General features: G+C 72.1%; 20 protein-coding genes. 3 read left to right on the top strand and 17 right to left on the bottom strand.

Translation table 11 applies throughout. From position 1 onward, the window contains the following. Positions 1-33 precede the first annotated feature (33 nt). Complete coding sequence (locus tag AC07AG_RS08235) at positions 34-1,329, top strand: amidohydrolase family protein (RefSeq protein WP_478753060.1); 1,296 nt, start codon at positions 34-36, stop codon at positions 1,327-1,329. 45 nt (positions 1,330-1,374) lie between these two features. Here the strand turns inward: AC07AG_RS08235 and AC07AG_RS08230 are convergent, their stop codons facing one another. Continuing rightward, positions 1,375-3,354: a DUF5107 domain-containing protein gene (locus AC07AG_RS08230; RefSeq protein WP_478753058.1), complete on the bottom strand. Its 1,980-nt coding sequence runs from the start codon at positions 3,352-3,354 to the stop codon at positions 1,375-1,377. 122 nt (positions 3,355-3,476) lie between these two features. Between AC07AG_RS08230 and AC07AG_RS08225 the strand changes: the two genes are divergently transcribed. Next, positions 3,477-3,818 (top strand): DUF6204 family protein, encoded by a 342-nt coding sequence (locus AC07AG_RS08225; protein ID WP_478753056.1) that lies wholly within the window; start codon positions 3,477-3,479, stop codon positions 3,816-3,818. Here AC07AG_RS08225 and AC07AG_RS08220 read toward each other — a convergent pair. The 10 genes from AC07AG_RS08220 to AC07AG_RS08175 all read right to left on the bottom strand — a co-directional run bounded on the left by AC07AG_RS08220 (position 3,815) and on the right by AC07AG_RS08175 (position 14,316). Beyond that, positions 3,815-4,360 (bottom strand): GNAT family N-acetyltransferase, encoded by a 546-nt coding sequence (locus tag AC07AG_RS08220; protein ID WP_478753055.1) that lies wholly within the window; start codon positions 4,358-4,360, stop codon positions 3,815-3,817. The two genes, AC07AG_RS08225 and AC07AG_RS08220, sit on opposite strands and share 4 nt — an antisense overlap. Before the next feature lie 56 nt (positions 4,361-4,416). After that, positions 4,417-4,728 carry a hypothetical protein gene (locus AC07AG_RS08215; RefSeq protein ID WP_478753053.1) on the bottom strand — a complete coding sequence of 104 codons (312 nt, stop codon included), beginning with the start codon at positions 4,726-4,728 and terminating at the stop codon, positions 4,417-4,419. Then, entirely contained in the window at positions 4,725-4,967 is a 243-nt protein-coding gene (locus AC07AG_RS08210) for a LapA family protein (protein ID WP_478753052.1), read from the bottom strand. The genes AC07AG_RS08215 and AC07AG_RS08210 overlap by 4 nt, the downstream gene beginning before the upstream one ends. A gap of 148 nt (positions 4,968-5,115) precedes the next feature. Next, the gene (locus AC07AG_RS08205) at positions 5,116-6,924 is read right to left on the bottom strand and encodes an alpha/beta fold hydrolase (RefSeq protein ID WP_478753050.1); all 1,809 of its coding nucleotides are present in this window, start codon (positions 6,922-6,924) and stop codon (positions 5,116-5,118) included. Between the two features lie 164 nt (positions 6,925-7,088). Further along, a complete protein-coding gene (locus AC07AG_RS08200; protein ID WP_478753048.1) occupies positions 7,089-8,015 on the bottom strand; it encodes a S66 peptidase family protein in 927 nt (308 codons plus the stop codon). Next, entirely contained in the window at positions 8,012-9,997 is a 1,986-nt protein-coding gene (locus AC07AG_RS08195) for a dipeptidyl-peptidase 5 (RefSeq protein ID WP_478753938.1), read from the bottom strand. Before AC07AG_RS08195 ends, AC07AG_RS08200 begins: the two co-directional genes overlap by 4 nt. Before the next feature lie 36 nt (positions 9,998-10,033). Next, positions 10,034-11,386 (bottom strand): M20/M25/M40 family metallo-hydrolase, encoded by a 1,353-nt coding sequence (locus AC07AG_RS08190; RefSeq protein ID WP_478753046.1) that lies wholly within the window; start codon positions 11,384-11,386, stop codon positions 10,034-10,036. Further along, on the bottom strand, positions 11,379-12,212 hold the full coding sequence (locus AC07AG_RS08185; protein ID WP_478753045.1) for a M55 family metallopeptidase: 834 nt from the start codon (positions 12,210-12,212) through the stop codon (positions 11,379-11,381). The genes AC07AG_RS08190 and AC07AG_RS08185 overlap by 8 nt, the downstream gene beginning before the upstream one ends. Before the next feature lie 80 nt (positions 12,213-12,292). After that, positions 12,293-12,790, bottom strand: a complete 498-nt coding sequence (locus AC07AG_RS08180; protein ID WP_478753043.1) for a pyridoxamine 5'-phosphate oxidase family protein — start codon at positions 12,788-12,790, stop codon at positions 12,293-12,295. Positions 12,791-12,828: 38 nt separating this feature from the next. Then, positions 12,829-14,316 (bottom strand): MFS transporter, encoded by a 1,488-nt coding sequence (locus tag AC07AG_RS08175; RefSeq protein WP_478753042.1) that lies wholly within the window; start codon positions 14,314-14,316, stop codon positions 12,829-12,831. 144 nt (positions 14,317-14,460) lie between these two features. On the opposite strand from AC07AG_RS08175, the gene AC07AG_RS08170 reads away from it, so the two are divergent. After that, entirely contained in the window at positions 14,461-15,405 is a 945-nt protein-coding gene (locus AC07AG_RS08170; protein WP_478753041.1) for a LysR family transcriptional regulator, read from the top strand. Here AC07AG_RS08170 and AC07AG_RS08165 read toward each other — a convergent pair. The 6 genes from AC07AG_RS08165 to AC07AG_RS08140 all read right to left on the bottom strand — a co-directional run bounded on the left by AC07AG_RS08165 (position 15,389) and on the right by AC07AG_RS08140 (position 23,296). After that, the gene (locus tag AC07AG_RS08165; RefSeq protein WP_478753039.1) at positions 15,389-16,411 is read right to left on the bottom strand and encodes a tellurite resistance/C4-dicarboxylate transporter family protein; all 1,023 of its coding nucleotides are present in this window, start codon (positions 16,409-16,411) and stop codon (positions 15,389-15,391) included. The two genes, AC07AG_RS08170 and AC07AG_RS08165, sit on opposite strands and share 17 nt — an antisense overlap. A gap of 96 nt (positions 16,412-16,507) precedes the next feature. After that, positions 16,508-16,714, bottom strand: coding sequence for a hypothetical protein (locus AC07AG_RS08160; protein ID WP_478753038.1), 207 nt, complete (start codon positions 16,712-16,714; stop codon positions 16,508-16,510). 69 nt (positions 16,715-16,783) lie between these two features. Continuing rightward, positions 16,784-17,296, bottom strand: a complete 513-nt coding sequence (locus AC07AG_RS08155) for a hypothetical protein (RefSeq protein WP_478753037.1) — start codon at positions 17,294-17,296, stop codon at positions 16,784-16,786. Positions 17,297-17,361: 65 nt separating this feature from the next. Beyond that, positions 17,362-18,087 (bottom strand): class I SAM-dependent methyltransferase, encoded by a 726-nt coding sequence (locus AC07AG_RS08150; RefSeq protein ID WP_478753035.1) that lies wholly within the window; start codon positions 18,085-18,087, stop codon positions 17,362-17,364. A 169-nt stretch (positions 18,088-18,256) separates the two neighbouring features. After that, the gene (locus tag AC07AG_RS08145; RefSeq protein ID WP_478753033.1) at positions 18,257-20,683 is read right to left on the bottom strand and encodes a SpoIIE family protein phosphatase; all 2,427 of its coding nucleotides are present in this window, start codon (positions 20,681-20,683) and stop codon (positions 18,257-18,259) included. 201 nt (positions 20,684-20,884) lie between these two features. Continuing rightward, positions 20,885-23,296 carry an MFS transporter gene (locus tag AC07AG_RS08140; protein ID WP_478753031.1) on the bottom strand — a complete coding sequence of 804 codons (2,412 nt, stop codon included), beginning with the start codon at positions 23,294-23,296 and terminating at the stop codon, positions 20,885-20,887. Positions 23,297-23,379 lie beyond the last annotated feature (83 nt).

The raw sequence follows: 23,379 nt of genomic DNA, 5'->3' as shown, positions 1-23,379 counted from the left end.
CATCTGCGCACCCCACCCCCGAAGGAGACCCCTATGACGCCTCTCTCCCGTCGCGGCGTGCTCGGCGCCGCCGCCGCACTCGCCGGCACCGGAGCCGCCCTGTCCGCCGCCCAGGCCGGGGCCGCCTCCTCCCACGGCGACGGCCACCGCCCCAAGGCCGTGGTGTTCCGCAACGTCCGCCCCTTCGGCGCGAAGAAGCCCGTCGACCTCACCGTGGTCGACGGCCGGATCACGGACGACCGTGCCCCCAAGGGCGCCAAGGTGATCGACGGCGGCGGCCGGGTCGCCCTGCCCTCGCTCGTGGACGCCCACATCCACCCGGACAAGACGACGTGGGGCAGCTCCTGGATCACGCGGAAGCCGGCGAGCGGCATCGCCGACTACTGCGCCCAGGACGTGGAGGTGTTCAAGAGCCAGCCCCGGTCCGTCGGCGAGCGCGCGTACGGCCTGATGGCGCACGCCGTGACCCGGGGCACCCGCGCGATGCGCGCCCACGTGGACGTGGCGCCCGCCTACGACCTGGCGGGCGTCGAGGGCGTGAACGCGGCCCGCAAGCGGCTCGGGCACGCCCTCGACGTGCAGATCGTGGCCTTCCCGCAGCACGGCGTGATCCGGACTCCCGGCACGGCGGAGCTCCTGGAGGAAGCGGCCCGTTCCGGCGCGATCGATCTGGTCGGCGGCATCGACCCGATCAGCTTCGACAACGCGATGGACGAGCAGCTCGACCTGGTCTTCGGCCTCGCGGACCGCCACGGCGTCGGCGTGGACATCCACCTGCACGACCGCGACGAGAAGGGCACCAAGGTCCTGCGGGCCATCATCGACCGCACCCGCGCGCTGTCCCTGCGCGGCAAGGTCACGGTCAGCCACGTCTTCTGCCTGCCGAACCTGTCCGACACCGAACTGGACAAGATGGCCGCCGACCTGGGCGAGCAGGACATCTCCCTGACGACGGTCGCGCCGAACGAGTCCCTCGTCCTGCCGATCGCGAAGCTGCGCGAGCACGGCGTGCGGGTCGGGCTCGGCTCGGACGGCGTGCGCGACTCGTGGAGCCCGTTCGGCAACGCCGACATGCTGCACCGCGCGCACATCCTCGGCTGGGTCACCGACGTACGCCTCGACGACGAGCTTGCCGACTGCTACGGCGTGGGCGCACACGGCGGCGCGGACGTGATGGGCCTGGACCACGCGGACCTGAAGCCCGGCTCCCCCGCCGACTTCATCCTCGTACGCGGCGAGTGCCTGCCGCAGGTCCTGGTGGACATGCCGCAGCGGGACATGGTCGTCCACGGCGGTCAGGTCGTGGCCAGGAACGGCGAGTTGGCGTAGCACGACTCCCTGGGAGGGGCGGCTGCCCCGCCCCTCCCAGGGCCTTCACTCCTCCGAAGCGGCCCGCATCCGGTAGTCGTACCGGGCGGGCAGCTCCTCGTCGGTCGCCGCACGCCACAGCTCGCCGAGCACCTCGGCGCCCTCGCGCAGGTCGGCCACCTCGAAGCCCTCGTCGAATATCGCCCGCGCCGCGTCCCTCTCCCCCTCGGCCAGGAGCAGTTGGACCTCGACGAGGCGGAAGCGGCCCTCCGCCCGCGCCGACGCGGGCAGCCGCTCCCACACGCCGCGCGCCGCCGCCTGTCGTCCGGCCGCGAGCAGGACGGCTATCGCCTCCCTGCCGAGGGCCGCGCTCGCGGACGTCCACAGGGTGCCGTCGTCGCGCCGCTCCTGGCACAGGTCGTCGAAGGCTTCCGCGTACCGGTCCGCGGCGCGCTCGATGTGGTCCGAATCCTGGTCGGCGACCGCCAGGCACCGCAGCAACGGCCAGCGCGACGGGGCAAGTTCAAGGCCGCGCTCCCAGCTGCGCACCGCCTGCGCGCGATCGCCCGCGTGCCACTGCGCCACGCCCAGGTGGTACTCGGCGACCGGCCGAGCGGGCGCCGTCTCCAGCATGTCCCGCCAGTGCGGGGCGACCAGGGTCGGCCCCGGCGGCGCCACCCGGCGCGGCTCGGGGACGGCGCCGGAGTGCAACAGCTCGAGCCACGGCTCCTGTTCGGGGCCCAGCGTGTCCTCGGCGAACGGCGTGCCCGGCAACTTGTGGTCCGCGCGCAGGGCTTCGAGCGCGCCCCACCCGGACCCGGTGGCAAGGACCTCGCCCGGCTCGGTGTCCGCGCACGGCCGCCACGCGTCGTAGGCCTCCTCCACCGCGGCCCGCGGCAGCGCGTCGGCGAGCCGCGCCCGCGCCTCCTCGCGCGCGGCAGGCCAGTCGTCGCCGTGCACCAGGCCCGGGTCCGCCGACAGCGGTCCGTACGACTCCAGCCACGTGAACTCGCTCTCGGCGTCCAGGCGCACGTGCTCCAGCTGGGTGCGCGCGAGGCCCGCCTGGATCTCCGCGTACCCGCCGGTGCCGGGCTCGGTCAGCCACTCCTGCCAGCGCCGCCCACCCGTGCCGGAGCCCCACACGAAGAGCTTGCGGCCGCGCAGCAGGTCGGTCGACGTCTGGACGAGGCCGTGCCCGTCGTCGTCGAGAGCGGCTATCCAGCGGCGCTCCCGGTCCGGTACGTCGTAGAAGTAGTCCGCGGCGTACTCGCTGCGGGGCGGATACGTCCGGTCGACCCCGTCGGTCTCCGGCACTGCCACCCGGCGCAGGCCACCCTCGTACCCGAAGTGCCAGGCCTCGTCGGCCGGGGCGATGACCCGGCGCTCCTGCGGCACCGCGATGTTGGACCACCAGTAGACCGGCACCGCCTTCTCGTGCGGATTGCGGATCCGCACGCCGACATGGAGGAAGTCGGACCCCTCGGGCAGCCACAGGTCCACCTGGAACGGCACGTCCCGCAGCCGCTCCCACTCCCAGAGCCGCAGCATCTCGCCGCCGTCGGGCGCCGTCACCCGCGCGGCGTGCAGCGGTGCGCAGGACAGGGTCGTATGGCCCGTGGCGCCGATGTTCCACTCGATGCCGCCGGAGAACCAGGCGCCGTTGAGCGCGAAGGCCGCGGGCTGCAACACGGGGTTGCGGTAGAGGAGTTCACGGCCCGTCGGCTTGTGGAAGAGGGAGTGGACACGGCCGCCGAAGCCCGGCAGGACGGTGGCGCGCAGCCGGTCGTTCTCGATGACCACGGTGTCGAGCGCGGTCTCGGTCCGCTCGCGTCCGTACCCGTCGAGCACCCGGGTCGGCAGGATGCCGCGCAGCGGCTCGTACCCCAGCTGGCGCGCCATGTCGCGCGGCAGGCCTTCTCTGCCGCGCTCGTCCAGGGTGTGCACTTCACGGAGCGGCCGCAGCGGCGGCAGGGGGTTCTCGGGGCCCAACGGGGCGGCGGGCAGCGTCAGTACGTCACGTCGCACGGTGGTCGTCACGATCACCATGGAACACGGTCGTCGCCGTCCCGACCAGGGGCTATCCCGGTCAGGATTATGCAAAGGCGCCCTGCGCGCCCGCGACGTACGCTGAGGCCTTCGGTGAACGGCGAGAGAGCGGGACGCACAGCATGGGCACGCAGCACACCTACCGGGTGATCGTCCGGGGCACGTGGGACGGCCTGACGGACGAGGCGCGGGACCTGCTCCTGTCCGAGGTCGGGGAACAGAGCCTGGCGCAGTTCCAGTTCACGCCGGAGGGCTCGCTCTCGTACGACCGCACGCTCAAGCGCTTCACGTACCGCTTCGAGATCCTCTCGGACGCCGAGGACGGCGAGGAGATGGCGGAGGCGCTCGCGGAGGACCGGGCGGAGACGGCGCTGGGGGCGCGCGGCCTCGGCTTCCGCGACCTGAAGTGCTCGGCGACGGACATGGACACCATGAAGATCAACCGAAAGCCGTCGCGCCGCTAGCGGGTCGTCCCGGCGGTCAGCGCCCACCGCTGGTGATCGCGCCACGCCCCGTCGATGAAGAGGAAGTCGGGCGAGAAGCCCTCGAGCCGGAAGCCGCAGCGGCGGGCGAGGGCGATCGACGCGGTGTTGCCCGGCTGGACGTTGATCTCCAGGCGGTGCAGGTCGAGCACGTCGAAGGCGTACCGCACGACGAGCCCGAGCCCCTCCCCCATCAGGCCGCGGCCCGCCGCGTGCGCGAAGGCGCCGTACCCCAGCGCCCCGCAGCGGAAGGCGCCCGCGACGATGTTGTTGATGTTGATGAACCCGGCGATGGCGCCGTCCGCCTCCCGGTCGCAGACCAGGAACCCCGCCTTGCCCCGGCCCTCGATGAGCGCGCCCGCGTACGCGGCGTAGGCCTCGTCCGTGGCGGGCGGGAAGAGCCAGGGGCGGTGCAGCTCCCTGCTCTCGCGTGCGCGTGCGGTGAACTCGGGGCCGTCGGCGTGGGTGAAGGGACGTATGCCTGCGCGGGGTCCCTCGGCGAGATGGACGGTGTTGTCGGACATCAGGACACGTTAGCCCTCCGCCGCACGGGAGATCACACGGGAGATCGCACGGCAGATCACACGGGACAGCGCTCGGCCTTCTTCACGACACCGATGGTGACCGTCTGCCCGGTCAGCTCCTTGCCCGGGGCCGGAGACTGCGTGCACACCTTCCAGCTGAGCGGCCACAGGACGTTGCGCTGGTGGCCGCTGACGTCCCGCACCTCGACGCGGGTGCGGTAGTCGACCCCGGAGAAGACCCGCGCGAGGCCCTGCCCACGGAAGTCCGGCATGGGCGGTCCTGCCGCCGCCGCGGTCGTCACGGTCATGACGCCCACGGCGAGCGTCGCGCCCGCGACGACTCCCGCACGCCTGATGAGCATCCTCACTTGCGCCTCCTCATGTAGTACGCCCCGCACAGCGCACCGATCACCGCCGTGCCGAACAGGGCCATCCACAGCGGCACGGTCACTTCGGGGATCAGCAGCCTGATCTTGGTGCTGCGGGTGTTCTCGAAGATGAAGACCAAGGTGAGGACGGCGAGCAGGGCGACGACGATCCTGCCGGGCGTCACCGCGCCGCCGCCCGAGCTGCCCTTGGAGCCGCCCGAGGAGGTGCTTGGACTCATCGTGAACCCTTCCGTCGGAGCATTCGACCGGCCTCCCCCGGTGACCAGCATGGGCAGCTGGGCCGGGTTCGCGCGCGGTGGGTGCCCCTCCGGAGTGGGGGTGTGGGCCGTCCGGGTGAGCCCGGGTCAGCCCGGGTCGGCCCGGGGCTCAGCGGACGACGGGCAGCTCGATCACCCCGGTGTCGTCGGGCGCGCTGGTGACGGTCACCGGCTTCACTCCCCTGTTCCCGCCATACGCGTCGTCACTGGCCGCCACCACGAACTGCAGCTTGTGCCCCGCTTCGTACCGGTGCACGATCCCCGGCAGCGACACGGTGAACGGCTTCGTCACGTCCGGCACGCGCACGGGCGCCACGAGCCGGTGCACAAGCGTCTTCTTGCCGTCGGGCGCGATGTCGTAGAGCTTGGCGAAGAGGACCAGCTTGTCGGCCGCGTCGCCGGAGTTCTGCACCCTCTCGGTCCTGGGCGAGACGACCTTCAGGGTGGCCTTCGCGGAGCCGACGACGTCCACGGCGGTGGTCAGCGTCTCGGTCGTCCAGCCGAGGTAGGTGCCCTTGGTGTCGCGCGGTGCGGGGTCGGGCAGGCCGATCATGCCGGCGAGGGAGCTCTCGGAGTGGCTGGTGGGGATCAGCCAGTTCCGGTACTCGCGGCTGCCGCGCGCGACCTTCTTCCGGTTGTCGACGAGCTTGCCGTCCCCGGACAGATACAGCTTCCGGCTCAGGGCCGGCACCTTCGACGCGGTCGCGTAGGTGCCGTTCGGTCCGCTGTCGACCGGGACCCAGTCCTGGTGGTAGGCGAAGGCGGGCCCGGTGTCGGCGCCCTTGTTCTGCCGGAGGTAGCGGTCGAACCACGACAGGACGCGCTTGCCGACGTAGCTCGTCTCCAAGTTCCCCTCGGAGAGGTTGAGTTCACCGGAAGCGGCGTCGGTGAGGCCTCCGCTGTGACCCCAGGACTGCCAGATCATCTTCGTCGTGGTGCCCTGTGCCTTGAGCGTCTCGTACGTCGCCTGCGCTTCGTTGAGGTTGAAGAGGCTGTCGGCCTGGCCCTGGATCAGCAGGGTGGGCGCCTTGACCTGCGGCAGGTACGAGACGGGCGAGACGCTGCGCGCGTACTCCTGGAGGGCCTCGGTCTTGTCGGCGGGGTAGCGGCCCGAGTTGAGCGTGCGGATCGTCTCGCAGGCCTTCGTGACGAAGTGCAGGCAGGTCAGGGAGTTGATGCGGGAGGGGTCAAGGCTCGGCTCCAGGAGCGGCTGGCCCTCGCCGATGAGGTAGAAGCCGTTCATCCACTGCCATTTGGAGGCGCCGGGGACGCTCCGGTCGGAGGCGTTGTTCGGGTCGAGCGAGTAGCTCAGGTCGTTCCAGGTGATCATCGGTACGAGGGCGTCGACCCGGTGGTCCACGGCGGCCGTCGCCATCTGGATCGCCCCGCCGTACGAGCCGCCGATCATGCCGACGCGGGGATCGGCGCTGCCGTCCTTGGTGACGTAGTCGATCGTCGTGCCGTCGTCGGCCGCGCGCTTCCCGGCGAGGAAGTCGACGAGCCCGGAGGCCGCCTTGCCGTCGGTCTTCGGGTCGTCGAGGGAGATCAGGCAGCCGGACCTGCCGAAGCCGAGTCCGGAGTAGACGAGCCCGACATAGCCGCGCTCGGCGAAGGCCTTGCCGGTGGCCGCGGTCGAGCCGTCCGATTTGCTGCCGCCGAAGCCGTTCGTGGTGAGGACGGCGGGCGCGGGGTGCTCGGCGTCCACCGAGGCGGGGCGGTAGAGGTCGGCGTCGACGGTGCAGCTCCTGCCGCCCGCCTCGACCGTGAACTTCAGCGGGGTGACCGTGAATTGGCCGGTGGCGCTCGCGGGCGCGGGTGCCGCGAGCGCCAGGGGCGCGGCCAGCGCGGCGCCGACGGCGAGGGCGAGCGGCGCGCGGGAGCGGGAGACGGCACGACGGGATGCGGTACGACGGGACACGAGACCTCCACGCTGAGGACAGCCGACTACCGACCGGTAAGTAACCGGCCAGGGGTCATGTTGTGACACGTGTCAGGCGTGGGTCAACGCTCGTGACAGGAGTTTCTCACCGGGAGTTGACGGAGATTCAGCGAGGAAGGGAGCTGCTCACCCGGGTGCCGTCCTCACGTCAGGGCTGGCACGTCCAGCGTCAACGTCCCCGCCTCCGCGTCCAGTTCGCCCGCCACGCCGAACGGAACCGTCAGCGCCCCTTCGCAGTGCCCGAAGCCGAACTCCTCGACGACCGGCACCCCGAGGCCGCCGAGCCGGTCGAGGAAGAGCGCCCGCACCATGTCCGGCGGCTCGCAGTCCACCCACGACCCGAGGGCGATCCCCGCGACGCCGTCCAGCCAACCGGAGCGCGAGAGCTGCGTGAGGATGCGGTCCAGGCTGTAGGCCTCCTCGCCTATGTCCTCGATGCACAGGAGCCCGCCCCGCGCGGACACCCGCGCCCCCGGCGTACCGAGCTCCGCCGCCAGTATGCTCACGCACCCGCCGAGGGTGACTCCGCGCGCCCTCCCCGGAACCAGCGCGGCCACTCCCTCCGGAGCGATCACCTGCACCGTCTCCGGCTCGAAGAGCGTGGCGCGCAAGTGCTCCTGCGCGCGCGTGCTCTTCAGGAAGTCCACGACGGCGGTCATCGGCCCGTGCAGGGTGGCGAGCCCGAGCCGCGCGGCGAACGCCTCGTGCAGCGTGGTGATGTCGCTGTAGCCGAGGAACACCTTGGGCCCGGCCGCACGCATCGCCCGCCAGTCGACGAGGTCCGCCATGCGCGCGGCTCCGTACCCGCCGCGCGCGCAGAACACGGCGGCCACGGACGGGTCGCACCAGGCGCGCTCCAGGTCCCGCGCCCGGTCCGCGTCCGCTCCCGCGAGGTAGTCGAACTCCCGGTGCCGGTCCAGGACATGGGGAGCGACCACCGGGTCCAGGTCCCAGCCGCGCAGGATGTCGAGTCCCGCGTCCAGCTGTTCGTCCGGCACCGGCCCGCTGGGCGCCACGACGGCGACCCGCGCGCCCGGGGTCAGCCGCGGGGGACGCGTCAGGGGGTTCACTTGGCGAGCTCCAGGGTGGGGGTGCCACCGGACAGGTTCAGGCGGAACACCTGGGCGTAGAGGGAGAGTTCCGCCTCCAGGGCGCGGATCAGCGTGTCCGCGCGGCGGAATCCGTGCCCCTCGCCCTCGAAGGGGATGTAGGCGTGCGGCACGCCCCGCCCCTGCAGTTCGGAGACGAACCTCTCCGCCTGCTCGGGCGGGCAGATCACGTCGTCGAGGCCCTGGAGCAGCAGGAAGGGCACGCTGACCCGGTCGGCGTGCTCCGCGGGGGAACGCTCCACGTACCGCGTCGGCACCTCGTCGAACGGCCCGATCATCGAGTCCAGGTACCGCGACTCGAAGTCATGGGTGCCGCCGGCGGCCCACTCCGTGAGGTCGAGGACCGGGTAAATGATCGTGCCGCAGGCGTACACGTCCGTCGTGGTCAGCGAGGCCGCCGTGGTCCAGCCGCCCGCGCTGCCGCCCCGGATCGCGAGGCGGTCGCGGTCGGCGGTGCCCTCGTCGGCGAGCGCGAGCGCGACGGCCGCGCAGTCCTCGACGTCGACGATGCCCCACTGCTCGCGCAGGCGGTTGCGGTACGCGCGGCCGTAGCCGGTCGAGCCGCCGTAGTTGACCTCCGCGACGCCGATGCCGCGCGAGGTGAAGTAGGCGATCTCCAGGTCGAGCACGAGCGGGGAGCGGCCGGTGGGGCCGCCGTGCACCCACACCACGTACGGCGGGAGTTCGTCGTCGGCGGCGACGCGGGTCGGGTGGTGCGGGGGGTAGATGTGCGCGTGGATCTCGCGGCCCGCCGGGCCGCTGAAGGTGCGGATGCGCGGCTCGGGGTAGTACGCAGTGTCCACCGGGTCGTCGTGCGCGGCGCCGATCACCCGGGCGCGGCCGGTGCTGGTGTCCAGCTCCACGACTTCGTACGCGCTGCGGGGGCTCGCCGCGACGCCGACGGCACGGCTGCCGTTCACCGCGACGGTCGCCGACCACTCCGTCCAGGGTCCTGCCGCGTCGACGACCTCGCCGGTCTCCGGGTCGAGCACGCCGAGCGCGGTGGCGCCCTTGCCGTGCACGACGGCGACCAGGCCGCTGTCCAGGGGCGCGAACCAGCCGGAGCCGACCTGCCACAGGGGGCCCGCGAACTCCTCCTGGCGCGGACAGACCGGGGTTTCGTGCCCGCCGTTCACCGGGTCCGTGCGGTAGAGGTTCCACCACCCGGTCCGGTCGCTCGCGAACAGGAGCCGTCCGTCGGGCGCCCACTCCACCTGCGCGATGGACTCCTCCGGGCCGCCCGCGTACACCCGCGGCGCACCGAACGTGCCGTCCGCCCTGATCTCGGCGACGAGGAGTTCCGTGCCGTCCCACGGCATCCGGGGGTGGTCCCAGGCGATCCACGCCACGCGGGCGCCGTCCGGCGAGAGGCGGGGTCCCGTGATGAACCGGTGCCGGTCGTCGGAGAGTTCACGCACCGCCGCGCGGTCCTCGGCCCCTGAGCCGTCGAGCGGCACGGCGACGGCGACCCGCCGCACATCGGTCGGCCCCTGGCCGGTGAACTCCTCCAGGACGCACCAGACCTCGCCCCGGTCCAGGTGCACGCACAGGTCGACGTACCGCAGGCCGCCGCCCACGTCGGAGAGCGGGGTCAGCGGGCGCGGCACGCTTGCTGGGGTGTCGGGCTCGTACGCGTACAGGCGCTGGTCCGCGAAGTGGGCGAACACCACCAGTGGTCCGTCAGGCCCCTCGGCCCCGGCCCAGGACCGCCCCCCGTACTCCATGACCCGGCTGCGCACGTTCCACGGCTCGGGCAGCACGGACTCCTCCGCGCCGTCCCGACGCCGCCGGATCAGGGCGCGCCTGCCGCCTTCGGCGGGCCTCGGCTCGGTCCACCACGCCTCGTCCCCGACGAAACCCACGTGGGCCGGTGAGCCGTCGTGGGCCGCGGCGAGCGCCGCGTCGATGGGTGACGGCCATGATCCGTAAGCCTGGGTCTCCATCATGTCCTTCTCTTCCCCCATGATCGGTTGTGTTCCCTAGGCCGTTCTCAGATAGCGGTCGAGGACGCGGACGCCGAAGTGCAGCGCGTCGACCGGGACGCGTTCGTCGACTCCGTGGAAGAGCGCCTGGTAGTCGAAACCCTCCGGTGTCCTCAGCGGCGAGAAGCCGTAGCCGGTGATGCCGAGTCGTGAGAACTGCTTGGCGTCCGTGCCGCCGGACATGCAGTACGGCACGACGTGTCCCTCGGGTGCGAACTCCTCGACGGCCGCGCGCATCTTCGCGTACGTCGACGAGTGGACCGGCGCCTGGAGCGCCACCTCGCGGTGGTGGAACTCCCAGTCGACGTCCGCTCCGGTGAGCCGGTCAAGGGTGACGGCGAACTCTTCCTCCCCACCTGGCAGAAAGCGGCCGTCCACATAGGCGACGGCCTCGCCGGGGATCACGTTCACCTTGTAACCGGCCTGCAGCATCGTCGGGTTGGCGCTGTTGCGCACGGTCGGCGCCACGAGGTCGGCGGCCGGACCGAGCTTCTCCAGGAGCGCGTCCACGTCGAATCCCGGCACGTCCAGATCGGCCTGTTCCCCGTACAGCGCGGCCAGTTCGGTCAGTGCGGCCCGCACCGTCGGCGTGATCCGCACCGGCCAGCGGTGGTCGCCGATCCGGGAGATCGCGGCGGCGAGCTTGCCCACCGCGTTGTTGTGGTTCACCTTCGAGCCGTGGCCCGCCTTGCCGCGCGCGGTCAGCTTGAGCCAGCCGGTGCCGCGCTCCCCCGCGGCGATGGCGTAGAGCTGATTGCCGCGCCCGTCGTGGAAGGTGAAGGCGCCGGACTCGCTGATGCCTTCCGTGCATCCCTCGAAGAGCGAGGCGTGCTGATCGGCGAGGAACCCGGAGCCGTCCTCGGCGCTCGCCTCCTCGTCGGCGGTGAACGCGATCACGATGTCCCGCCGGGGCCGCACTCCCGCGCGCGCCCAGCCGCGCACCACGGAGAGGATCATCGCGTCCATGTTCTTCATGTCGATGGCGCCACGGCCCCAGACGACGCCGTCGCGGACCTCCCCGGAGAACGGGTCCACGCTCCAGTCGGCGGCCTCGGCCGGCACGACGTCCAAGTGGCCGTGCACGAGCAGCGCATCTGCCGAGGGATCCGTGCCCTCGATCCGGGCGACGACGTTCGTACGCCCCGGTGTGCGCTCCAGGAGCGTCGGTTCGAGCCCGGCTTCGGCGAGGCGCTCGGCGGCGTACTCGGCGGCGGGCCGCTCGCGGCAGTCGCCGCCGCCCCGGTTGGTGGTGTCGATGCGGATGAGCTCCGAGGTGAACCGGACCACCTCGTCGAGCGCCTGCCCGTCGACGTGTCCGGCGACCTGATGCCCCGGCTGCTCCTCAGCCATACTGCTCCTCCACTGCCGCCGAAGCGATCGTCGTGACCGCCTTGAACGTACGAATGCCCTCGTACATGGTCTCGCTGGTGTAAGCGATCTTCCGTTCGCCGGTGCGCCGCACGCCCGGCACGACGGTGGACGCCATGGAAAGGTGCTCGGCGTCGAATTCGAGGTCGACGGTGAACGGTCCGCCCCGGACCGGGTCGTGCCGCACGGCGAGGCCCGCCGCCTCCTTGGCCGCGGCCCGGATGTCGGACGCGGTCCGCCGCGGGGTGCGGCAGACCGCCGCGTACCGCGAGACGTGGTCCTTGACGGCGACCTTCAGGGCGCCGGGCGCGTAGCCGAGCGCGTCCTCGCAGGCCAGGTCGTCGCCGGTGACGAGGACGACGGGCACTCCGTACTCGGCGACGACGTGGGAGTTGAGCAGTCCCTCGCTCGCCCGGACGCCGTTGACCCAGACCCCGGTGATCGAGTTGGCGAGGTAGGTGTGCGCGAGGACGCCCTCCATGCCGGCGCCCGCGTGGTAGCCGATGAACGCGATGCCGTCCACGTCGTCGTGCTGGACGCCCTCGACCATGGAGAGGGACTTGTGCCGCCCGGTGAGCATCTGGGCCCGCTCGTCGAGGTTCTCCAGGAGGAGGTTGCGCATGGTCCAGTGCGCCTCGTTGATGAGCACCTCGTCGGCGCCCCCGTCGAGGAAGCCGAGCACGGCGGCGTTGACGTCCGATGTGAACATCGAACGGCACCGCTCCCACTGCGGCGTACCGGGCAGCACGTCGGCCGGCCAGGTCACGCCCGTGGCGCCCTCCATGTCGGCGCTGATCAGGATCTTCATGCCGCCTCACGCTACGCGGTCGCCAACTCCTGGACCAGGTCCGTCGGCGACCGCGTCGCGTGCCCCCGCGTTCTCGGTGATCAATTCGCCGTGACCGGCGTGGGCTGCCAGATCGTGCTGCGCAGATCCGACCCGCGGACCAGCTGGATCCGCCAGGGTTCGATGCGGATCACGTGGTACTCGGGATCCTCCGGGCCGCCGCGCCAGTAGTGGACGGGGTCGTAGCCCACGCCCGGCGGTCCGCCTCTGGTGTAGAGGTCCCAGGCGTGGCGTCTTGAGGCCTCGTCGTCGGCCCAGGCGGAGAGCGCGTCGACGTGGACGGTGTTCTGGCGGGGGTTCCAGTAGGAGTAGGTGGTGTGCGGGTTGTCGGCCAGGTGGGCCGTCTTGACGGGGGTCTTGTAGGCGGCGAGCCAGCCGACCGGGCGTCCTTCGACGATCTCCCATACGGGGAGCAGGACGCGGGCCCGTGGGCGGTTCCTGCGGTCGACGGTGATCATCGTGGCGTACTTGATGTCGCGTACGTACGAGAAGAACGTGTCCTGGAGGTCGGAGAAGTCGCTGACTTTGGTGGTGGGCATGGCGGGGTCTCCCTGCTGGGTCTTTTTCGGGGGGGCGGTCAGTTCGTCGCGGGGATCTCGGGGGTGCGCTCGTCCGCGGGTGTGCCGGCGGCCGTCACCGTGCCCGGCCGCGAGCGGAGCCCGAAGGCGCTGATCAGCGCGGCGAGCAGGGCCGCGGCGAGCGGGACCCACAGGGCCGCGCGGTAGCCGTCGAGGAGCGCGGAGGGTGAACTGGACGTGGTGGCCCAGACGTTGACGGCGGTGACCGTGGAGAGGCCGAGCGCGGCACCGAACTGGAAGGCGGTGTAGAGCAGCCCGCCGGCCAGCCCCTGCTCCTCCTCCTTGACGCCCTCGGTGGCGACGATGGTGAGGGGTCCGTAGGTGAGGGCGAAGCCGAGGCCGAGGATGATCAGGCTGGGGAACATCGCCAGGTACGTCCAGTCGGCGCCGACCGGCAGGAACAGGGCGTAGGAGAGCGCGGCGAGGAGAAGACCGCCGAAGATCACCCTGGCGTTGCCGAAGCGCTCGACCAGCTTGGGCGTGACGGTGGGCGAGAGGACCGCGTCGATGCCGACGACGATCATCGCGAAGCTGGTCTGGAGCGTGGACCAGTCCCGCAGCTCCTGGAGGTAGAGGACGACGAGGAACTGGAACCCGAAGAAGCCGCCCGCGAAGAACAGCCCCGCGAGATTGGCGCGGACCAGGGCGCCGCTGCGGAAGATGCCCAGGCGGACGAGCGGGGACGGCGAGCGGCGCTCGGCGGCGACGAAGACGGCGAGGAGGGCGAGACCCGCAGCGAGGGTGCCGGCCGTGGCGGCGGCGCTCGCGTGGGAGGCGCGCTCGACGCCCAGGACGAGCAGCACGATCGCGGAGGTGACCGTGAGGGCGCCCACCAGGTCGACGCTCTGCCCGGTGCGGTCGGGGCGCGGGGACTTGGGGACGAAGGCGAGCGCGGCGGCCAGGATCAGGGCGGAGAGCACCACGGGCACGAAGAAGACCCAGCGCCAGCCGATGGCGGTGAGCAGACCGCCGACGACCAGGCCGATCGAGAAGCCGCCCGCGGCGGTGCCGGAGTAGAAGAGCAGCGCCTTGTTGCGCCGCGGGCCCTCCTCGAAGCCCGTCGTGATGATCGAGAGGCCCGCGGGGGTCATGAAGGCCGCGGCGACGCCGGTGACGAAGCGGGCGACGATCAGCGTCCAGCCCTCGGTGGCGAAGCCGCCGAGCCCGGAGAAGACCAGGAAGACGGAGAGCCAGAAGACGAACATCTGACGGCGCCCGAAGAGGTCGGCCGCTCGGCCGCCGAGCAGCATGAAGCCGCCGTAGCCGAGGACGTAGGCGCTCATGACCCACTGCAGGGACCCGGTGGAGAGGCCCAGGTCGGCGCGGATGGACGGCAGGGCCACGTTGAGCATGGCCACGTCGATGCCTTCGAGGAAGATCGCGCCGCACAGGACGAGCAGGACGCCCCACTCGCGGGGCTTGAAGCCGGACGGGGCGACCGGGGACGTGCTCGGCGCCCCGGCTGATGACTCTCTGTGCGTACTCATGTCGTTTCTCCGCCAATTCATCGGTGGTGCACGGGATTTCCCGGCTCACTCACCTTCGATCAGGGCGTACGGACGGAACAACGGCGAAGATCGCAACGTTCGTTCAACCAGGCTTACCGATCCGATCCGCCTGGGGGGACGTCGATGGAACGCGATGAACTGGAGTGCTTCCTGCTCCTGGCCGAGGAGCTGCACTTCGGCAGGACGGCCGAGCGCATGCGGCTGTCCCGCGCCCGGGTGAGCCAGCTGATCCAGCGCACCGAACGCCGTGTCGGCGCCCCGCTGTTCATCCGCACCAGCCGCCGTGTCGGCCTCACGGCCCTCGGCCGGCAGCTCCAGGCCGACCTGGAGCCGCACCACCGGGCCATCGACGCCGCCGTCGAGCGGGCCGCGGCCACCGCGCGCGGCATCGACAGCGTCCTGCACGTGGGCTTCGCCAATCCGCTGGCCGGCGAGATCGTGATGCGGGCGACGGAGGCGCTGCGCGTGAGCCATCCGGGGCTCGCGGTGGAGATCTGCGAGGTGCCGCTCGGCGATCCGTACGGGCAGCTGCGCAAGGGCGAGTTCGACGTGCAGCTCACGGAGTTCCCGGTGCGCGAGGAAGACCTGGGCGGCGGGCCCGCGCTGCTCGCGGAGGAGCGTGTCCTCGCGGTCGCATCGGCGCATCCGCTGTCCGCGCGGGACTCGGTGTCGCTGGAGGACCTGGCCGACGTACCGCTCCTGACCATCGAGGGTGAGCTGCCCGACTACTGGCTGGAGCACCATGTCCCTTCGCGCACCCCGTCCGGCAGGCCGATCGGCCGCGGTCCCGGCGTGACCAACATGCAGGAGGCGCTGATGATGGTCGCGGGCGGCAAGGGCGCGTTCCTCGCTCCCGCGCACACCGGGACGTACTTCACGCGGCCCGGTGTCGCGTACGTCCCCTTCACCGACGCCGAGCCGGTCGGGTACGGCCTGGTGTGGCGGGCCGGCCACGGCACGGGCGTGATCGAGACCTTCGCGCGGACCGCCCGCGCTGTGGCACGTGACGTGGCGCAGGGGGATCCCCGGAGTGTGGTGCCGGGGGCCGCGGTCACCTCGGCGGGCTGAGTCCGGCGGGGGTCCGGGGCGCGGCGCTGTCGCGCGCTGCACGGAACGCGCCCGCCCCGACCACCGCCCAGACCGCGAGCGCGGGCCAGAGCAGCACCTTCCCGCAGGTCCACAGCGCGGGGACGTCCGCGGCCGTGGAGGTGGAGAGCGCGGCGACGGCGGTCATGCCGAGGGGGAAGACGGTGGCCCAGCGGCGTACGTCGTAGTGCGGGCGCGGCCAGCGCAGTTCACAGACGACGAGCACCGCGTACCAGGCGAGGGCGAGGCCAAGGGCGACGAGGGTGACGACCCTGAGGACGTCGTGCGCCGGGGTCGCCCAGCTCAGCGGGCCGTGCGGCGCGGCGGCGGCGACCAGCTTCGATCCGGCGAGCGCGGAGATGGCCATGGCACCGGCGATGATCCAGTGGTCGCCCTGGCCGGTGGCGAGCTGGCGGAAGTCGAAGCGGAGCAGCACCACGGCGTACAGGACGAGGCCGATGGCGAAGAGTGCGAGGGCGGGCCACATCAGCCACTTCTGCCGGTCGGCGGTGGCCACGGTGGCGGCGAGGACGACGACGGCCTGGGTGGCCACGCACACCAGGTAGGCGGCGCCCGGCACCTTGCTCTGCCAGTGGCGGATGACGTGGGACATCAGCAAGGGCCACAGCAGCACGCTGAGGCAGAGCAGCGCCACGGACACGGGCTGGTGTCCGAGCAGCGAGATGCGGGTGCCGAGGACCGCGGTCGCGGCGACGGCGGTCAGTGCGGGCGGGGTGTCGATCTCGCGCCGCCAGCGGTCCCGTTCGGCCAGCAGGTGCCGGGCGAAGACGGTGGCGAGGAAGAGCCAGACCACCAGCGCCACGGCGAGCAGGACCAGCGACGCCCACTCCACGCCGAGCAGGTGCAGCCCGACGGAGAGCACGGCGGTGGCCATGACCACGGCTCCCGATGCGGGCGGCAGACCGTCCGCCCAGTCCGTCAAGGCCGCCCGGCGGGGGCTTCGGCGGGCGGCTGTGTCGTTCGGCACGGGGCGACTCCCTGGGCGCACGAGGGCGTACGAGCACGTACGCAGGCGTACGAGCCCCCGCCCGCGATCCTGACACGGCCGCCGGGACCCGGCACGTCAGTCGGAGTGCCGCCGCTGGTGGCGCCCGCGCCGGCGTGGCGTCGCGGCGCCGCCCATCACCGTCATCACGGCGTCATGGGCGAGGGAGTCCGTCGCGCTGACGGCCCCGTTCGCGCTGACGGGCGCGTTCGCACTGACGGGCGCGTTGGCGGCCGCTGGGGTGGTTGCGGCGCGGCGGATCAGGCCACGGGTCTCCTGAGGCACACCCCGGGGAACGTCCCCAAGTCCCTCAGCCCTCAAGTCCCTCCGTACGTCCTGGCCCCCGCCTGCGGCTCACAGCTTGAACACCACTCCCCGCCACACCCACCCCGCACCGAGAACCGCGTCCCGCAGGGGTTCCTTCATCTCGGCGGGGTCGAAGCTGAACGTCTCCTTCTTGTGCAGCTTGCCGTCGTCCCCGCGCTCGTACGTCCACTGCCGGGTCTTCATGGTCACCTGCCCGCGCGAGTACTCGCGCGACTGCGCGAGCCGGGGAGCGTCCCCGACCCACGAGACCTGCCACTGCTCGTCGACGGTGCGCACCTCGTGGCTCTCCGGCACCAGACGCATCCGGGTCTTGATGGTCCGGTCCAGCTGGGTGCGGACGAAGAACGTGTGCCAGGCGGGCTCCAGGATCCGCCACTCCGCCACGAGGTCGGCGTTCTCGGCCGGAGTGGCGCGCCGCACGCGGTACGGCACGTCCGGCCCGTCGAGCCCGAGCAGCGCGGCCCGGACTTCCTCGGCCGAACGCGGTGCGACACCGCCGGTGGGGTGCCTGGTGCCGGTCAGTCTGTCGAAGAGACCCATCGGGTCAACCTATGGACGGTTGACGCGAACCTGCAAATGACCGCCCGACGTCATCCCGCCCGCCGTCACCCCGCCCGCCCCACCACCAGCCACTTCGACGGCAGCTCGATCCGCGTGCCGTCCGCGGTGAACTCGGTCGTGGTGAGAGGCAGTTCGCCCTTCGCGATCACCGTGAGGCCCGCCGCCGTGACGTACTCCGGCACAGCGGTGTCCGCGACCTCGCCCGGCGCGATGCCGTGCGAGAACACCGGCGCCAGTTTCGGCGGCGGGCCGTCGGGGCTCTGGGCGAGGCCTTTCAGGACCGTCCCCGCGGCCTCGGCGAGCTCGACGACGAACGCTCTGCCGCGCTCGCCGAGCAGCGCCGCGATGCCGTCGACCAGCGGCTGGCGATCGGCGGGCTCGCACTGGTGGAGCACCCCGCGCATATAGACGTTCACGTCGCCGAGTTCCGCGTGCAGCTGCTCGACCTCGGCCTTCTCCACGGCGTCGACCTGACGGAACTCGACCTGTCCCGCCGGGTCGGCGCGCCGTGCGTGGTCGAGGGCGGCGGCGGACAGGTCGGCGCCGATGACGCGCGGGTAGCGGTCGGCGAGGAAGCGGGTCTGGGTGCCGTTGCCGCAGCCGAGGTCCACGACGGGCAGTCCCACGGCCGCCATGTGCGGTTCGAGGAGGGCGAGATGGATGCCGACGGTGAGCGCGGGCTCGGCGTCCCAGAAGACGGCCCCCGGTTCCTCGGGCGCATCCCGCCAGAACCCCTCCCAGGCCTCCTTGTACCGACTCGTGACGCTCATGCCCTGCTCCCCAGGATGCGACGACGACCGCCGAAGCCGACGGCAAGATCGGTCTACCGCGCCTGGGGTGCGCGGACAAGTGACCGGCGCAATCATTCGCCGCGTCTTCCCCGCGTCCTCACCGAGCGCACGCCCCTAGGGTGCGCTCAGGTCTCTCACCTACGTGGCTTCACCTCCGTGGTGGCACCAGCTCGAACCACACGGTCTTGCCGGAGGCCGTACGGCTCGTGCCCCACTCCTTGGCGAGCACGCTCACGACCCGCAGTCCGCGCCCGAACTCGTCGCCGGGGCCCGCGCTCAGGAGCGTGGGCAGGGTGTGGTCGTCGTCCTCGACCTCGCAGATCAGCGTGGCACCCGCGCGGACCAGGCGGAGTTCGACGCCGCGTCCCCGCGAGTGGCGTACGGCGTTCGTGACGAGCTCGCTGACCAGGAGCTCGGCGGTCTCGGACAGGGCGGCACGGGACCAGATGCGCAGTTGGCCGCGGACCAGCTCGCGCGCCCTGCCCACCTCGCCCGGGTCGAGCGCGAGCCGCCAGGTCGCGACGTCCTCGTCCGCGATCCCGTTCAGGCGTGCCATCAGGAGGGCCACGTCGTCCTTGCGTCCGCCGCGGGTGTTCAGCGCCCGGATGATCGTGTCGCAGGCGGCGTCCATGGAGGCCGCGGGGTGGGCCGCGGACTCGGTGAGCGTGGCGAGTCCGACACCGATGTCCTCGCCGCGCACCTCGACGAGGCCGTCGGTGCACATCAGGAGCCGGTCGCCGGGCGCCACGCGCACCGTGACCGCCTCGAAGGGCACGCCTCCGACACCGATGGGCGCTCCCGTCGGCAGGTCGAGCAGTTCGCTGCGGCCGTCGTCGGCGCGGACCAGGACGGGCGGGATGTGTCCCGCGTTGGCCAGGTGCAGCTCGCTCGCGATGGGGTCGTAGACCGCGTACAGGCAGGTCGCGAGATAGTGCTCGCCGAGCCGCTGCGCCAGGTCGTCGAGGTTGCGCAGGAGCTGGGCGGGCGGCAGGTCGAGGGCGGCCATGGTCTGCACGGCCGTGCGCATCTGGCCCATCATCGCCGCCGAGTTGAGGCCGTGCCCCATCACGTCGCCGACGACCAGCGCGGTGCGCGACCCGGGCAGTTTCACGGAGTCGAACCAGTCGCCGCCGACCCGGCCGAGGAGCGTGCCCGGCAGATAGCGCGTGGCGATGTCGCAGCCCGTCATGCGCGGCTCGATGTGCGGCAGCATGCTGTCCTGGAGCGTGTCGGCGACACTCTCCTGGTACGTGTACATGCGGGCGTTGTCGAGCACGAGGCCCGCGCGGGCGGCGAGTTCGGCGCCGGTGACGCGGTCCATGTCGTTGAAGACGGGCCGCTCCTGGTGGCGCAGCAGGATCATGAACCCGAGCACCACATTGCGGGCCTTCAGCGGTACGACGAGCATCGAGCGGTGGTTGATGAGCGGGCGGATGTCCCGCTTCTCGAACTGCGAGGCGATCGCATTGCCCATCTGCTCCGTGATGCGCGGCACGAGGACCGGATCGCCGGAGGTCATGCACTGGAAGAACGGCGTGTGCGAAGGGAACGGCATGGACTCACCGACGGGCACGACGTCGTCCCAGCGGCCCGGCTCGTCCGTGTGCTCCACGGCGACCCGGTGCCACAGGGTCGTCTCGTCCGGCGGCCCATCGGGGAAGCCCTCGCCCGCGACGACCTGTTCGCGCAGGTACGTGCCCGCGACATCCGTGAACCGCGGCACGACGGCCCGGCTGACCTCGATGATCGTCCGCGACAGGTCGAGCGAGGTGCCGATGCGCCCGCTGACCTCGTTCAGGAACTCCAGGCGCTCGCGCACCGCCACGTACTCGAGGTCCTCGGGCTCGTCCGGTGTGCCGGGCTCCGGTGTGATGCCCTCCGCGGCGGCCCGCTGCGTGCGCAGCCTGCGTGCCTTGCGCTCGGCGCGGAGCGGCACGCCCCAGTCCGGGGTGACGGGCACCCGGTCGTGCTTGCTGAACTCCAGGACGGGATAGCCCAGTTCGAGGATCTGCGCCACGATGCGGGAGCTCTCCCCCACGCTCATGCTGGGCAGGATCTCGGGCAGCCCGCGCGCCAGCTCCTCCGCTCCGGGAAAGTCCGTGTGCAGGGCGAACGCCGGTGCTATCCGCTCCACCTGGCCCGGCTCATGGCCTTCCTCGTCGGCGAGCCGGTCGGCGTCCGCGGCGAGCACGAGGAGCCGCTCGGGTCCGGGGCCGACGAGTGGGTACGCCCACCACAGGACGTCCACGCGGTCCTGCTCGGCGCCGGGCACGGAGAGCCGCGCGCGCCCGGCGGCGGGGTACGAGATGCGTCCGTCGAGGGAGGTTCCCAGGTCGGGGCCCAGGCCGTCGTACTCGGAGTAGTTCGCGCGTTCCTCCGGGATCGCGCCGGCCACCGGAAGCAGGTCGCCCGCCGGGCTTCCGACGGCTGCCTCCCTGGAGTAGCCGAACAGCCTCCGTGCGCCGGTGCTCCAGTGCGAGACGAGACCCGCGCCGTCGACGACGACCACGGCGAGGGGGATCCGGCCGGCCATGGCAGGCTGCGCCACCGGCCCGTCCGGGGTGCCGTATTCCATGGCCTCGCTCCTTCCGGCGGCACCGCGAGGGCCTGCGCCGCCCCAACCACCGTACGACCGGCTCAGGTTGCCATGCGGTGCAATACGGGAATTGGGACGCGCGGGGGCGCCTCCGGCGGGTATTTTCCGCCGGTCCGCCGGTCCGCCGGTCCGCCGGTCCGTCAGACAGGCGCGGACAGGCCGGTCTCCGTGCGGCCGGGCCTAGTCCTCGTGCCCCAGCTGGAGATCCCGCTCCGTGCGCCCGCCGCCCGCGACCTGGAGCACGGTGGCCACCGGCGGATAGCCCGCGGCGATGACCGTGTACTCGCCGGACGACAGATCGATGAACCGGAAAGTGCCGTCCTCCCTGGTCGTGAGGGTGTCCACGACGTTGCCCGCGGCGTCGAGCAGCGTCACGCGCGCGTCCTCCACGGGGCGCCCGCCGCTGGCCCGCACGGTCCCGCGCAGGACGGCGCCGCCCGCGAGCTCGACGTCCTGGCGGGTCTCGCGGGATGCCTGCACGCTGACGGGCAGGGCGGCCGGGCGGAAGGCGGGTGCGCTGGCGGCGAGGGTGTACTCGCCGGCGACCAGCTCCGTGATGACATAGCCGCCTTCGCGCCCGCTGCGGGTGGTGGCGACAACCTCTCCGCGTACGTCGGTGAGGGTCACCGCGGCGTCCCTGACCGGGGTCCCGTCGGCGGTGACGACGCTGCCGGCCAGGCGTCCGGCGCCGCCGAGCACCACGTCGAGCTCCACGGGGCGCTCCCCGACGGTGACGGTGACCGCCTGCGGCTGGTGGCCGCCCGCGGCCGCGATCAGGACGAACGATCCCGAGCCCGGCGTGGAGAGCGCGTACCGCCCGTCGTCGCCGCTCGCGCCGCGGCCGATCTGCTGCCCCGCGACGTCGATGAGGGTCAAGGCGGCGCGGGGCACCACCGTGCCGTCCGGGTGCTGCACGGTGCCGCAGACGGGCACCCCGGCGGCGTAGGCGGTACGGGCCTGGGGAATGGGCGTGGGCGCGGCCGTGGGGGCGTCCTGGGACGCGGCGCTGGACAACAGGGGGGTCTCCTTGAGGAAGAAGGTGATCAGCATGCCGAGGGCGAGCACCGGCACCAGGTAGAGGAAGATGCGCGGCATCGCGTCGGCGTAGGCCTGGATGTAGCCGTCGCGCAGCGGGGCGGGCATCGCGTGGACGAGTTGCGGGGTGATGGCCTCGGGGTCGGGGAGGCCCGCCCCGGCCGGGATGCGCTCGGCGAGCGAGTCCGCGAGCCGGTCGGCGAAGAGGGTCCCGAAGATCGCGGCGCCGACGCTGCCGCCGATCTGCCGGAAGTAGTTGTTGGCGCTGGTGGCCGTGCCGAGGTCGGCGGGGCGTACGGCGTTCTGCACGGCGAGGATGAGCACGGGCATGACGAGGCCGACTCCCGCGCCCAGTACGGCCATCCAGATGCTGTAGTGCAGCCGGGGCGTGTCGGCCTCGAGCCGGGAGAGCAGCCACATGCCGATGACGGACAGGACGCCGCCGACGACCGGGTAGATCTTGTAGCGCCCGGTGTGGCTGATGAGCTGTCCGGAGAGGATCGAGGCGCCGACGACGCCGCCCATCATCGGCAGCATGAGGAGGCCGGACTCGGTGGCGCTCGCGCCGTCGACCATCTGCAGGAAGGTCGGCAGATAACTGGCCGCTCCGAAGAGGGCGATGCCGACGACCACACCCACCAGACCGGTGACGTTGAAGACCGAGTCGCGGAACAGGCGCAGCGGGATGATCGGTTCTGCGGCGAAGTGCTCGGCGACGACGAAGAGGACGACCGAGGCGAAGGCCCCGGCTCCGAGCCCCAGGATGACGCGCGAGCCCCAGGCGTGCTCGGTGCCTCCCCAACTGGTCAGGAGCACGAGGCAGGTGGAGGCCGACGCGAGCAACAGCGCGCCGAGCACGTCGAGTCGGGCCTTGGCGGTGGGCTTGGGCAGCTTCAGGCCGAAGCTGACGACGGCGAGGGTGACCAGTCCGAAGGGCACGTTGAAGTAGAAGCACCAGCGCCAGGTGACGTGGTCGGTGAAGAACCCGCCGAGCAGCGGTCCGGCGACCGACGCGAGGCCGAACGCGGCGCCGATGAGGCCCATGTAGCGGCCGCGTTCCCGGGGCGGCACGATGTCCGCGATGATCGCCTGTACGCCGATCATGAGACCGCCCGCGCCGACGCCCTGGAGGGCGCGGAAGGCGATGAGCTGGTCCATCGTCCGCGACCAACCGGCAAGCGCGGAGCCGACGATGAAGATGAGAATCGCGAACTGGAAGACGCCCTTGCGCCCGAAGAGATCCCCGAGCTTGCCGTAGATGGGCAGCCCGATCGTGGACGTGAGCAGGTAGGCGGTGATCGCCCAGGACATCTTGTCCAGGCCGTGCAGCTCACCGACGATCTTCGGGAGCGCGGTGGCGACGATCATCTGCTCGAGCGCGGCGAGCAGCAGGGCGAGCATGAGCCCGACGAAGACCATCCGGACGCGGGCGGGGCTGAGCCCCGCCGTCGCCGACACGTGCTCCTGGGGTGGTGGCGCCTCCTGGGCGTCGGGAGGCGCCGGGGCCACCACGGCACCCTCCCGCTCGGCGCCCTTCACCAGCGTCGTCCCACCCACGTCCTGCTCCCCTCGTCGCGCCTGCGCCGCACATTTCTCGCATTACGCGACAACTGCGAGCAAGCGCGACGAGTCGCACCTAC

The organism is Streptomyces sp. NPDC044044, assembly GCF_056434405.1.
This window is presented reverse-complemented; position numbering and strand designations above follow the sequence as displayed.

Excerpts from the sequence above, each read along its gene's own strand:
- AC07AG_RS08185 (WP_478753045.1), bottom strand. The coding sequence starts at position 12,212 with ATGAAGATCCTGATCAGCGCCGACATGGAGGGCGCCACGGGCGTGACC.
- AC07AG_RS08195 (WP_478753938.1), bottom strand. The coding sequence starts at position 9,997 with ATGGAGACCCAGGCTTACGGATCATGGCCGTCACCCATCGACGCGGCG.
- AC07AG_RS08230 (WP_478753058.1), bottom strand. The coding sequence starts at position 3,354 with ATGGTGATCGTGACGACCACCGTGCGACGTGACGTACTGACGCTGCCC.
- AC07AG_RS08190 (WP_478753046.1), bottom strand. The coding sequence starts at position 11,386 with ATGGCTGAGGAGCAGCCGGGGCATCAGGTCGCCGGACACGTCGACGGG.
- AC07AG_RS08235 (WP_478753060.1), top strand. The coding sequence starts at position 34 with ATGACGCCTCTCTCCCGTCGCGGCGTGCTCGGCGCCGCCGCCGCACTC.
- AC07AG_RS08210 (WP_478753052.1), bottom strand. The coding sequence starts at position 4,967 with ATGAGTCCAAGCACCTCCTCGGGCGGCTCCAAGGGCAGCTCGGGCGGC.
- AC07AG_RS08225 (WP_478753056.1), top strand. The coding sequence starts at position 3,477 with ATGGGCACGCAGCACACCTACCGGGTGATCGTCCGGGGCACGTGGGAC.
- AC07AG_RS08145 (WP_478753033.1), bottom strand. The coding sequence starts at position 20,683 with ATGGAATACGGCACCCCGGACGGGCCGGTGGCGCAGCCTGCCATGGCC.
- AC07AG_RS08155 (WP_478753037.1), bottom strand. The coding sequence starts at position 17,296 with ATGGGTCTCTTCGACAGACTGACCGGCACCAGGCACCCCACCGGCGGT.
- AC07AG_RS08180 (WP_478753043.1), bottom strand. The coding sequence starts at position 12,790 with ATGCCCACCACCAAAGTCAGCGACTTCTCCGACCTCCAGGACACGTTC.
- AC07AG_RS08175 (WP_478753042.1), bottom strand. The coding sequence starts at position 14,316 with ATGAGTACGCACAGAGAGTCATCAGCCGGGGCGCCGAGCACGTCCCCG.
- AC07AG_RS08150 (WP_478753035.1), bottom strand. The coding sequence starts at position 18,087 with ATGAGCGTCACGAGTCGGTACAAGGAGGCCTGGGAGGGGTTCTGGCGG.
- AC07AG_RS08170 (WP_478753041.1), top strand. The coding sequence starts at position 14,461 with ATGGAACGCGATGAACTGGAGTGCTTCCTGCTCCTGGCCGAGGAGCTG.
- AC07AG_RS08220 (WP_478753055.1), bottom strand. The coding sequence starts at position 4,360 with ATGTCCGACAACACCGTCCATCTCGCCGAGGGACCCCGCGCAGGCATA.